We start from the raw sequence: 12,324 nt of genomic DNA, 5'->3' as shown, positions 1-12,324 counted from the left end.
GCCGCAATCAGGAACCAGGTTGGACGAAAGAAAGGCGATATGAAGGCGCTTAGCTGTCTTTCAGCCGCTTTCGCACATCATAATCGTAATCACTGGACCATTCGCGGATGAAATCCACCAGCTGCTTGTCCGGTTTTTCCGGCAGCATCACCTTGAGGCGGACATATTGGTCCCCGGCCGCACCGGACTTGGGCGCAACCCCTTTGCCTTTGAGGCGCAGGGTGTTGCCGGTATTCGAGCCTGCCGGCACTGTCACCGCAACAGAGCCATGAATGGTTGGCACGGTAATTTTTCCACCGAGAACCGCCTCCGACAAGGAGATCGGCACATCAACAAAGATATCGCGGCCATCCAGCTCAAAATACGGATGGGCATCCACATGGACTTCCACATAGGCGTCACCCGCCGGGCCCCCGCCCATGCCGGGTGTGCCTTTTTCCTTCAAACGCAGGGTCTGGCCATCCGTTGTACCGGCAGGGATAGTAACCTCAACGGAATTTCCGTCATACAGCTTCACCCGGCGACGGACACCCTTGGCGGCTTCTTCAAAAGAGACCCGGATGGTGTAATTCACATCCTTGCCCTTCATCCGTACCGTGCGGGACTTGCCCCGGGAACGGCCGCGGCCAAACAGGTCGGCAAAGATATCCTCAGCCCCGGCACCACCGAAACCGCCACCACCGAAACCGCCGCCGAAGCCTCCGCCGCCAAATCCGAAATCAGCCCTCGGCGCCCCGTCAGGTCCAATTTCGCCGCGGTCATATTTCGCCCGCTTTTCCTTGTCAGTCAGAAGGTTATAAGCGGCAGTCACTTCCTTAAAACGCTGCTCAACGATCGAATCATCTGGATTGAGATCCGGATGCAGCTCTTTTGCAAGCTTACGATAGGCCGATTTGATCTCGGCATCCGATGCGCCTTTGGCGACGCCCAAAATCTCGTATGGATCCTTCATTGTACTCGCGCTAACCACTTCAACTACCTGCCTTTACGAAGCCGAAAACCATTGGGCGCTTTTAAAACGCTTTATCCCAAAAAAGCACTCGCTCAGGCCAAAAATTGCCTATTGGCCTCACTGTAGAGCGGAATCGCCCTACCGCCAATTAGATAGGCAGATTCGCCGGGATTTTCCAGTCCCCCGGCACCCGGCCAAACCTGTTTTATCAATTGGGTATGCGTTATTCCACGACCCATTCACCGCCTGGATTGCGGCAGGCCGTGCCCTTTACCTCCTCGGATTTGCCATCCACCTCGATCACATGGGTAAAATCCCGACAGGGCTTGTTTTCCGCATTGTAATAGGTCCGGGTCGGGCTGACCGTGCCGTTGTGACCATTATTGGGATTGTGCCAAGCACCAGATTCACCATCGGCATTATATTCCATGGAATTGGCCATGGCGGTCTGGGCCTCGCGGCGGTCCGCTTCGTCGAGCCTGGCACCAATCTGGTTGCCAAGATATCCACCAAGCCCGGCCCCGATCACAGTTGCCACCACACGGCCGGACCCGCCGCCAAACTGGCTGCCGACAAGGCCGCCAAGCAAAACACCACCAACGGTGCCCACCACCTCGCCGGTACCGGTATCCCTGTTAGCACAGCCCGACAGCGCGAGGGCAACGGCCAAGGCGGGCAAAATGGTTTTGGACGCATTCATTTTTATCGCTCCTAATGATCTCACGACCCATTTGTCGCATTGCGGTATGAGAGGATCAGCCCCATATTCGGCCCCCAAGGCTGATCTCGGATAACAACTTGTCCCAAATCATAAATTAATCAAGCCTTCGGTTCGACAGAAGGGTCAATGTTACCTATATAGTAAGGCAGTGTTATGGCAGGATGACGCCGCGGCTGTTAATCCTGCCTGTGATCATGTGAATGACAGGCGATTGCGATGGAATTGAATTCTGAAAACCCGTTCGACCAGTTCAAAACCTGGCTGGATGAGGCCGGTGAGAGCGAACCCAATGACCCCAATGCCATGGCACTGGCCACGGCGGATGCCAATGGGCAGCCCTCGTTGCGCATGGTTCTATTGAAGGGGTTTGATGAACGCGGGTTTGTTTTTTACACCAATCTGGAAAGCCATAAGGGGCGCGACCTGGCGGAAAATCCTCAAGCCGCCCTGTTATTCCATTGGAAAAGCAGCCGACGCCAGGTCCGTGTGGAAGGCCCGGTCGTGCCGGTCAGCGCGGAAGAAGCTGACGCCTATTTCCATTCCCGCCCACGCGGCAGCCAGATCGGTGCCTGGGCCAGTGAGCAATCACGGCCGCTGGAAAGCAAATACGCCCTTGAAAAGCGGGTTGCCAAATATGCTGCCAAGTTTGGCATCGGGACCATTCCCCGCCCCGATCACTGGTCCGGTTTCCGGATTGTTCCGAACCATATCGAATTTTGGCAGGATGGGAAATTTCGCCTGCATGACCGGTTTACCTTTACCCGTCAATCTGTAGAGGATGATTGGGTGATCGACCGGCTCTACCCTTAATTCCTGGCTGCAACACGGATAAAAACCATGACCGATCCTGCGAAGAAAACCGTGATCCTGACCGGGGCAAGCCGCGGGATCGGCCATGCGACGGTTCAACGTTTCAGTAATGAAGGCTGGCAGATCATAACCTGCTCCAGGGAAGATATCCCGGCCCATTGCAAGGCGGATCCGAACTGGACCCATCATATCCCGACCGACCTTTTCAACGCGGAATCGGTTTCGGCCTTCATCAAGCGGGCCAATGAAATCCTGGGCAAGGCCCCGCTGCATGCGCTGGTCAATAATGCCGCCGTCTCCCCCAAGACGCCTTACAAGGAACGGTTGGGCTGCCTGAATGGTGACATTGCCCGATGGCGGGAGGTTTTTGAGCTGAATTTCTTCACGCCTTTGACATTATGCCGGGGCTTTGCCTCTGCGCTGCATCGCGGATCAAAGGATTCCGGGGGCGCGATCATCAATATCACCTCGATCGCCGGCCATGCGATCCACCCCTTTGCCGGCTCAGCCTATTCCACCTCAAAAGCGGCCCTCTCCGCGCTGACCCGCGAATTGGCCGTGGAGTTTGCCGAACTGGGCGTACGGGTGAATGCGGTGGCCCCCGGCGAGATCGCAACCGAGATGATCGGGCCGGAATATGAGCCCTTGATCGAACGCATCCCCATGAAACGCATGGGCACCGCCGATGAGGTTGCAGGCACCGTTTACCAGCTCTGTAATGCGGATTTCGGTTATGTCACCGGCGGCGAGATCTTCGTCACCGGCGGCCAGCATGTTTACTGATTTGGCTCTTCCTTCCCAACCAGATCCAGCAGCCCCGGGAAACAGGCATCCATAGCCTCTCGGCGCAGCTGTGCCGCCCGGCTGTTGCCGCGGTTGATCTGACGGATCACGCGGCGCTTTCCAATTCCGCTTCCAGTTTGCTCAGCCAGGCGATGCGGGCGCGTGTCTGTTCAATATCCAGCGCCAGGGATTTACCAAGCGCGCCTTCGTCATAACTTTCCTTCAAGTCCTCAAGACGCGCCAACTCTATTTCTGCGATTTCCCGCAACAGATCAATCTGGTCCAACTGCCCGTCTTCCGGCAATAGGAAAAGAAAACGCAGTTTCAGCGCCATAACCAGCCGCCCGGTATCATCCAGCGGGGTTTTTAGGTTCGCTTCCATCAGGTTTTCAAAAAGGTCACGCCCCTGATCCGTGATGCGCAGTTCCGTGTCATCATGCAGGTTTTCCCCGCTGACCGGCTCAAGCGAGCCATCAAGATGAAGAAGCTCCAAGGATGACCCCAGCAGATCCAGGGATGGTCCGACAATGCGCGCGGTGAAAAAGCGGATGTCCTGCGCCAGTTCCGCATAGGTCATGGTGCCCGCCATCAACCGGCCAAGAGCCGCCAAGCGTACCGCCTCGGTGGATACCAGCGATTTATCCGCATACATGAGACATATCCTCATCAATCGTCACTACAGCCACTTAATTCTATATACGATACCACCGGCAGGGAAAAAAGAGTAAATGAGAACGATTCTTAACAAATATTGAAATTTCTAGCATCCGGCAAAAAAAAGTCCCCCCGATTTTCACCGGGAGGACTTTGTGATTTATCACCCGCAACAGCGTGTTATTGCGGGGTCATGCCACGGATCCGCTCATTCCGGCGACGCAGCAATTCCAACACGGTCAGCAGCGCGATGGATATCAGGACCAGCAGGGTCGCCACCGCCAGGATGGTCGGGCTGATCTGTTCACGGATGCCGGACCACATCTGACGCGGGATCGTACGCTGTTCCAAGCCGCCCAGGAACAGGACCGCCACAACCTCATCAAAGGAGGTGATGAAGGCAAACAGCGCGCCTGAAATCACACCGGGTGTGATCAGCGGCAGGATCACCTTGAAGAAGGTGCGCGGCGGGCTGGCGCCCATGCTGGCTGCAGCCCGGGTCAGGCTGTGGTCAAAACCAACCAGGGTTGCCGTTACTGTGATCACCACAAAAGGCGTTCCCAGAACCGCATGTGCCAGGATCACACCAAGATCGGTCTGTGCCAGGCCGGCGGAGCTGTAGAAGAAATACATAGCCGCGGCAGAGATGATCAGAGGCACGATCATCGGCGAGATCAGGATCCCCATGATCAGATTGCGATAAGGCATGTTGGGCCGGGATAGGCCCAGCGCCGCGATGGTCCCCAGCACGGTCGAGATCAATGTTGCGAAGAAGCCGATATAAAAACTGTTGCGGATCGCCCGCACCCATTGTGCGTTATTCCACATATCAGACCACCATTCGCCGCCCATGGCCGCCGGATTGGCCATGCCATTTTCCAGGATATCCCGGTACCAGCGCAGGGAATAGGCATCGGGATCCAGGCTGAGCATGCCTTCCGTGAAGCTGAAATAAGGCTCCACATTGAAGGAAAGCGGCATGATGATCAGGATCGGCATGATCAGGAACAGGAAGATCAGGCCGCAAATGCCCCGGAAGGTGTAATACCAGACACGTTCCAGCGGGCTTGCATAAGTTGGTAGAGCCATTAATCCGTTACCCCAGCTTCATGTTGTCGATGCCGACAATCTTGTTATAGATCATGTAGAGGACCAGCACGCCAGCCAGCAGGATCGATCCCAATGCGGCCGCCAGGCCCCAGTTCAGCGAGGATTGCATGTGATAGGCAATCAAGTTGGAAATCAGCTGGCCATCCTGGCCGCCCACCAATGCCGGTGTGATGTAATACCCGATCGAGAGAATGAAGACGAGGATCGAGCCCGCCCCGATGCCCGGCAATGTCTGCGGGAAATAAATCCGCCAGAAAGCCGTGAACGGGTTCGCCCCAAGCGAGCGCGCCGCGCGCACATAAGAAGGCGAAATGGTCTTCATCACCGAATAAAGCGGCAGGATCATGAAGGGCAACAGGATGTGGGTCATCGCAATGATGGTACCGGTCTGGTTGAACATCATCTTCAGCCGTTCATCATCACCGATAAAGCCGATGGTCACCAGCAAGTCGTTGATCATCCCCTCCGACTGCAGCAATGCGATCCAGGAAGTGGTCCTGACCAGCAGCGACGTCCAGAAAGGCAGCAGTACCAGGATCATCAACAGGTTTGACGTGCGCATCGGCAGGTTGGACAGAAGGAAGGAAACCGGGAAACCCAGCAAAATGCAGGTCATGGTCACCAACAGGCTGATCCACAGCGTCTTGATGAACAAAGACACATAAATCTGTTTATAGTCCGGCTGAGCCACAATTTCGCCCTGCGGGCTGCGCTTCAGGTCAACGGCGGCCAGGTAATAGCTGCCGGTAATACGGTCACTCACCTGTTTGATGGTCGCCCAGACCTCCGGATCGCCCCAGTCCTTGTCAATCTTGATCAAAGCCTCTTTATAAGGGCCCGTTTCAAGTTTGCGCACTTTGCGGCCGGATTTCTTGAACAGCGAGAGCATGCCGCTCATTTCATAATTCAAACGCTTGCCGATCTTGCCGATCTCTTTGGTCTCACGGGCAATCTTCAATTCCGCAACCATGGTTTCGAAAACCGGTTCCGGCGGCAAATTATTGCCGTCCCACTCGCTGAGCAACTCAATTGTGCGCGGAAGGTTGTCAGCAATAATATTGTTTTCAACCGACCGATATAGCATCTGCCCGATCGGCACTAGAAAGGTCACCAAAATAAAGGCAAACAGCGGCAGCACCAGAAGCGCCGCCTTGATCCGGTTGCGCCGTTCGGCAATCCGCAGCTTGGTCTTGAGGGGGATGCCGTCTTCACCCGTCATCGGGTCCGGCATCGTATCCGCTACATTCGCCATCTCAAAAAATCCGCCGTTAAGGAATACTAGACAATAAGAAAAGGATTAAAGACGGCAGGCGACGTAAAAGCCGCCTGCCGAAATAGTCAGACGATTAGCCTGCAATCCACGCCTGGAAGCGCTCGTTCAGTTCGTCTTTGTTGTCAGCCCAGAAATCGAAGTTCGTCATGAAAGCTTCGGTCATGTTGTCCGGGTTGGTCGGCATATGCGGACCCATATCGATGCCGAGCTCGGCATGTTTGCCCACCAGCGGAGCGGAGGACTTACGGGCCGGGCCGTAGGAGATGTATTTCGCCTGGTCAGCCAGACGCTGGGTATCGGTGGCGAATTTCAGGAAATCCTTAACGGTGTCCTTCTTGCTACCGCCTTTCAGGATAGCCCAGCCATCCAGGTCGAGAGCCTGACCATACCAGATCATTTCAAACGGCTGTTTTTCCTCTGCGATCGCAGAGAACCAGCGGCCGTTATAGGCGGTACCAACGACAACCTCACCATCAGCCATCAGCTGCGGCGGCTGTGCACCGGCGGTCCACCAGACAACCTGGTCCTTGATGGTATCCAGCTTAGCAAAAGCGCGCTCGACACCTTCTTCAGTTTCCAGGACGTCATAAACCTGATCGGACGGAACACCATCCGCCATCAGAGCCCATTCCAGGTTATAAAGCGGGCTTTTCTGCAGAGCGCGCTTGCCCGGGAATTTTTCCAGGTCGAACACATCCATAATGTTCTGCGGACCGCCATCCGGGAAGGCTTTCTTGGAGTAAGCCCAAACGGTGGAATATACGATCTGCGGAATGAAACATTCACCCAGAGAGCCTTCCAGGAAGTCACCGGTCGGCTTGGTGCCATCCGGTGCAGCCGCCAGGAGTGCATCATGATCAACAGCTTCGAAGATGCCTTCGTCACAGCCGGCGATTGCATCGGACATGGTCACGTCCAGCAGATCCCAGGTGACATTGCCAGCTTCGGTCTGCGCACGCACTTCCGCGAGGCCGCCGGAATAGTCTTCAGAGTTAATGACGTTGCCGGTATTGGCCATCCAGGGCTGATGATAGGCTTTAACTTGGCTCTGGGTGTAGGCCCCGCCCCAGGATACAACGGTGATGTCTTCTGCCTGCGCAACAGACGCGGTCATGCCCACGGCTGCGGCCACAAGTGCGGAATATTTCAAAATTGATTTCATACTATTTTCTCCCTGTCTCGCTTATGCGGAACCACGGTAACTGCTGAAAAAATTTGCTCCGGTTCGCTGGTGATTTGGTTGCCCGGCGAACCGGTGGGGGCGTTCAGCATTTCGCCCCCCTTAAAGCGGTCGGGTAGCCTTAGCCCGCCGGCGCATCCAGCGCGCGGCAATCTTCGGTTTCCCATCCGACCTTAACTTCAGTGCCTTTCTGCAGCACCGGATGCCCATGGGCATTCGGTACTTTAATAATGAAGTCTTCATTTCCGGACACTGTAACACGTGTACGGATATGATCGCCCAGATAGATCAATTCCTCGACCCGGGCTTTGCAGCTGTTGGCGCTCTGGCCTTCGGTCGGGTTGATGGTAACCCGCTCAGGGCGCAGCGACAGCGTTGTGCGGCTGCCAACCCCACCATTATTCACTTTTTTCGCATTGACGACACCGCCGCCACCTTCCAGTTCAACCTGGCAGGAAGCGCCGTCTTCGCCGATCACCTTGCCGAACAAGCGGTTATTCTCGCCGATGAAACCGGCAACAAAGGCATTGTCCGGACGCTCATAAAGGTCATCCGGCGCCGCCAGCTGTTGGATCACGCCATCTTCAAACACCGCAATGCGGTTCGACATGGTCAAAGCTTCGGACTGGTCATGGGTCACATAGACCATGGAAACGCCCAGGCTTTCATGGATATGCTTAATCTCATACTGCATTTCTTCACGCAGGTTCTTGTCCAGCGCACCGAGCGGCTCATCCATCAGGACCAGTTCCGGTTCGAACACCAGCGCACGGGCCACGGCCACACGCTGCTGCTGGCCACCTGAAAGCTGGGCCGGGCGGCGATTGCCGAATTCCGGCAGACGCACCATTTCCAGCGCACGCTTCACCTTGGCTTCGGCGTCGGCCTTGTTCATCCCACGCACTTCCAGCGGGAAGGCCAGGTTTTCCCCCACGGTCATATGCGGAAACAGCGCATAATTCTGGAACACCATGCCAATCCCGCGTTTATGCGGCGGCACATTATTGATCGGCGTCCCTTCGAGCAGAATCTGGCCATGGGTCGGTGTTTCAAACCCGGCCAGCATCATCAAAACGGTGGTTTTTCCAGACCCGGACGGCCCGAGCATGGTGAGAAACTCACCGCGGGCAACCTGCAGGTTCAGGTCCTTAACCACGAGGTTTTCACCGTCATAGCTCTTTTGAACGTGATCAAATACAACAATATTATCGGCAGAATCAGACATAGATCCTCTTACCCCTGAAATGGCATGACGATTGAAAGTGAAAAATCAGTGTGTGTGAAGAGTTAAAAGTAATAAACTTTTCCTGCACCCTTACGCTTCCCAGTTGCTCCCGTTGAACGGCCGGTTATCCAGCTCTTGTTCAATTATGCCCACATTTTGTGGGTTCTTTTTTGATACCTCTGCAACAGTAACCCATGGTCCCGGCCTTGTGAAGGCTGAGTGGGGTTCATAAGCAGTGTATTTTTCTTTTTCTTATCTCAAATCCTGAGAAATTTTCGCATTCCCTCCTTAAGCAATAGCGACACAAGCCTTAAAACATGCGACACCAAATTACCCCAAAACGACATTTCAGTCCCGAACCGACAGAAGCTCCCGCCCCGATTCACGCCCAGTTTCATGCGGGCCAGCGCGGTTCCCTCGCCGATCAAAAATAGATTAGCATCATAATTTTGACGAAATGCAGAAGAATATTGGAAGTCAGACCGGATATTCGGAGCAAAAAAGTGGTCTGGGGCTAAAATTCCACCCATCTCCGAATTGATACCGAAAAAAAATGCCGGGGCAAAGCCCGGCCTTTTTCAGTCATTCCAGTCCCTACTGCCTGATCAGGCGGCCCGTGTCAGGCTGAGAATGTCCCAGACATCCTTCAAGGCCTCTATCAGACGGTCCATGGTCGCATCATCATGTAAAGGCGACGGTGTTAACCGAATGCGTTCCGTTCCCCGCGGCACTGTCGGGTAATTGATCGGCTGGACATAAATCTTGTGCTTTTCCATCAATAGATCGGTCACTTGTTTGCAGGCAACGGGATCACCCACTTCGACCGGCACAATATGGCAAACGCTGGGCATGACCGGGAAACCGGCCCGGCGCAGCTTTTCCTTCAAGGTCCGCGCCCGTTCCTGATGGCGCTGCCGGATCAGATCATCCTGCTTCAGGATCCGGACGCTTTCCAACGCCCCTGCCGCGATGGAAGGCGGCAGCGCGGTTGTGAAAATAAAGCCTTTGCCAAAAGAACGGACAAAATCGATGATTTCCCTGCTCGCCGCGATATAACCGCCAATCACACCAAAAGCCTTGGCCAAGGTTCCCTGGATAATATCAATTTCATCCATCAGGCCTTCGCGTTCAGCGACACCACCGCCATGAGGTCCATACATGCCGACCGCATGAACCTCATCCAAAAAAGTCAGGGCGTTATATTTCTTGGCAAGATCGATAATCTCCCGGATCGGCGCGATATCGCCATCCATGGAATAAACCGATTCGAAGATAATGATTTTCGGAGCATCCGGATCATCCGCAGCCAATAGCCGTTCCAGATCCTTAAGGTCGTTATGCTTCCAGATGCGTTTTTCCGCACGGGAATGGCGGATCCCTTCAATCATGGAATTGTGATTGAGCGCGTCGGAATACAGGATACAGCCCTCAATACCGTGCCCCAGGGTCATCAATGTGGTCATGTTCGCCACATAACCGGAGGTAAAAAGCAGCGAGGATTCCTTGTTGTGCAATCCTGCCAGCTCCGCTTCCAGCAAGGCATGGTAATGATTGGTGCCGGCAATATTGCGGGTACCGCCAGCGCCGGCGCCGCATTTGTCCAACGCCTCTTTCATGACATCAATCACACGGGAGTTCTGCCCCATGCCGAGATAATCGTTCGAGCACCAGACGGTGACGCCTTCGACTGCGGGTTCTTCGGTTTCCGGATAATAATGCGCGGTTGGAAACTGGCCACGTTGACGTTCCAGTTCCGCAAAGATGCGATACCGGCCCTCATCCTTGATGTCGTTGAGGCGGTCCTGGAAATATCGAACATAATCCATCAGCGTGATCCTGTACCCTTAATAACTCAGTCTTTTTCAGAGCTTTATTCTTTATATTCAGCCCAGATTACATCCTAACCATGTTAGACGACCAGTCGTAAAACGACAGTTAATGAAACCTTAGATGACTAAATCAAGCAATTCTCGCCCTTAGTCGCGTTCTTTACACCAAAAAGCAAGGGGTGCTTTGTCGCACCCCCGGCAAAAGCCGCCACCTAAAGTCCTATCTCATCCCCCGCGCTGCCGAAAATGATCCAGGTCAAGAAAAAGCCGCCACGACCAGAGAATCTGACCACGACGGCATATTTCATTGTTCAGATCCGGTCAGCCCCTGGCTGTTATCAGGACCAGCAGCCTTCCGATTTCAGCCAGGCAAGCGTTTCATCGAGGGCCTTGGCAAAGCCATCCACCATCATGTCCAGTTCGTCACCCGTAATGACCAGCGGAGGGGAGAATGCAATCGCATCCCCCATCATGGCCCGCAAAATCACCCCATGTTCCAGGGCCTTGTTCACCAGTGTCGGTGCAACGGCCAGTTTGGGATCGAAATTCTCTCGCGTTTCCTTATTGGCAACCAATTCCACCGCCGCAATCAGGCCGAGCCCGCGCACTTCCCCCACCAAGGGATGATCGGTCAGTTTGCGCAAACCGTCCTGCAAATGCGGGGCGACCGCGTTCACATGGCCCAGAATGTCGCGCTCTTCATAGATTTTGAGCGTTTCCAGGGCCACCGCGGCAGAAACCGGATGCCCGGAATAGGTATAGCCATGACCGAATGTGCCAATCTTGCCGCTATTCTTGGCGACCACATCGGCTACCTTCTGGTTCACCATCATGGCCGAGATCGGCAGATAGGCGGAAGACAGTGCCTTGGCCACCGTCATGATATCAGGTTTTATGCCAAACTGTTCGCAGCCAAACATCTTCCCGGTCCGACCAAAACCGCAGATCACTTCATCCGCGACCAGCAGGACATCATATTTATTCAAGACCGCCTGAATCTTCTCGAAATAGGTCCTGGGTGGCACAATCACACCACCAGCCCCCATGACCGGCTCAGCGATGAAGGCGGCAACCGTGTCCGGCCCCTCCTCCAGGATCATCTTCTCCAGATCATCCGCCATGCGGCTGGCAAATTCCTCCTCACCCTCACCCGGCTGGCCGAACCGATAATGATGCGGGCAGGAGGTATGCATGATATTGGCGATCGGCAGATCAAAATCGATATGGTTATAGGGCAGCCCGGTCATGCTGGCTGCCGCCACGGTCACCCCGTGATAGCCCTTGGTCCGGGCGATGATCTTCTTCTTATTCGGCCGGCCCAGCGCATTATTGTAAAACCAGGCGGTTTTCACCACCGTGTCGGTCGCTTCCGAACCTGAATTGGCAAAAAACACCTGGGCCATGCCTGGTGACATTGCCACCAGCTTTTCCGCCAGATCGATCGCCGGATTGTGGGATCTTGAGGCGAAAAGATGGGCATAGGGCAGCTGTTTGAGCTGTTTGGTGGCCGCATCGATCAGGCGTTGCTCACCATAACCAAGGGAGGCACACCAAAGCCCGGCCATGCCTTCGATATAGCGTTTGCCATTGTCATCCACGACCCAGACGCCTTCCGCATGATCCAGGATCAGCGGCCCCGTTTCCTTATGCTTTTCCAGGTTGCTGTACGGATGCATCACATAGGCGATATCGCGGCTGGCGGGTGAGTTTCCCATATCGGTCATGGCTTGGCCTCCTGCGGTCCAAATTGGTTCGTCTCTGCTTCCTCTATAGGGCTTTACAGATCG

Annotated in this window: 11 protein-coding genes; 2 read left to right on the top strand and 9 right to left on the bottom strand. The window is 54.9% G+C overall.

Going from position 1 to position 12,324, the window contains the following annotated elements; translation table 11 throughout:
* Window positions 1-49: 49 nt before the first annotated feature.
* Window positions 50-952: a DnaJ C-terminal domain-containing protein gene (locus tag DFP90_RS08065; RefSeq protein WP_115935940.1), complete on the bottom strand. Its 903-nt coding sequence runs from the start codon at window positions 950-952 to the stop codon at window positions 50-52.
* Between the two features lie 223 nt (window positions 953-1,175).
* Window positions 1,176-1,652: an RT0821/Lpp0805 family surface protein gene (locus DFP90_RS08060; RefSeq protein ID WP_115935939.1), complete on the bottom strand. Its 477-nt coding sequence runs from the start codon at window positions 1,650-1,652 to the stop codon at window positions 1,176-1,178.
* 237 nt (window positions 1,653-1,889) lie between these two features.
* On the opposite strand from DFP90_RS08060, the gene pdxH reads away from it, so the two are divergent.
* Together pdxH and DFP90_RS08050 are read left to right on the top strand one after the other, a co-directional pair.
* A complete protein-coding gene (gene pdxH, locus DFP90_RS08055) occupies window positions 1,890-2,483 on the top strand; it encodes a pyridoxamine 5'-phosphate oxidase (protein WP_115935938.1) in 594 nt (197 codons plus the stop codon).
* Between the two features lie 27 nt (window positions 2,484-2,510).
* Entirely contained in the window at window positions 2,511-3,266 is a 756-nt protein-coding gene (locus DFP90_RS08050) for an SDR family NAD(P)-dependent oxidoreductase (RefSeq protein WP_115935937.1), read from the top strand.
* Window positions 3,267-3,372: 106 nt separating this feature from the next.
* On the opposite strand, the gene DFP90_RS08045 is transcribed toward DFP90_RS08050, so the two are convergent.
* The 7 genes from DFP90_RS08045 to DFP90_RS08010 all read right to left on the bottom strand — a co-directional run bounded on the left by DFP90_RS08045 (window position 3,373) and on the right by DFP90_RS08010 (window position 12,261).
* A complete protein-coding gene (locus tag DFP90_RS08045) occupies window positions 3,373-3,918 on the bottom strand; it encodes a hypothetical protein (RefSeq protein ID WP_181905246.1) in 546 nt (181 codons plus the stop codon).
* 182 nt (window positions 3,919-4,100) lie between these two features.
* A complete protein-coding gene (locus tag DFP90_RS08040; RefSeq protein ID WP_115935935.1) occupies window positions 4,101-5,009 on the bottom strand; it encodes an ABC transporter permease in 909 nt (302 codons plus the stop codon).
* 7 nt (window positions 5,010-5,016) lie between these two features.
* Window positions 5,017-6,282 (bottom strand): ABC transporter permease, encoded by a 1,266-nt coding sequence (locus DFP90_RS08035; protein WP_115935934.1) that lies wholly within the window; start codon window positions 6,280-6,282, stop codon window positions 5,017-5,019.
* A 94-nt stretch (window positions 6,283-6,376) separates the two neighbouring features.
* A complete protein-coding gene (locus DFP90_RS08030) occupies window positions 6,377-7,465 on the bottom strand; it encodes an ABC transporter substrate-binding protein (RefSeq protein ID WP_115935933.1) in 1,089 nt (362 codons plus the stop codon).
* 139 nt (window positions 7,466-7,604) lie between these two features.
* Window positions 7,605-8,708, bottom strand: a complete 1,104-nt coding sequence (locus DFP90_RS08025) for an ABC transporter ATP-binding protein (RefSeq protein ID WP_115935932.1) — start codon at window positions 8,706-8,708, stop codon at window positions 7,605-7,607.
* Window positions 8,709-9,313: 605 nt separating this feature from the next.
* Entirely contained in the window at window positions 9,314-10,534 is a 1,221-nt protein-coding gene (gene hemA, locus DFP90_RS08015; protein ID WP_115935930.1) for a 5-aminolevulinate synthase, read from the bottom strand.
* A gap of 341 nt (window positions 10,535-10,875) precedes the next feature.
* Window positions 10,876-12,261 (bottom strand): aspartate aminotransferase family protein, encoded by a 1,386-nt coding sequence (locus DFP90_RS08010; RefSeq protein WP_115935929.1) that lies wholly within the window; start codon window positions 12,259-12,261, stop codon window positions 10,876-10,878.
* Window positions 12,262-12,324: the final 63 nt, after the last annotated feature.

Origin of the sequence: Aestuariispira insulae (assembly GCF_003385955.1) — a bacterium.
GTDB classification, from domain to species: Bacteria; Pseudomonadota; Alphaproteobacteria; order UBA8366; family Aestuariispiraceae; genus Aestuariispira; species Aestuariispira insulae.
Note: the sequence above shows the minus strand (reverse complement) of the source record. Positions and strands in the feature narration are given on the sequence as shown.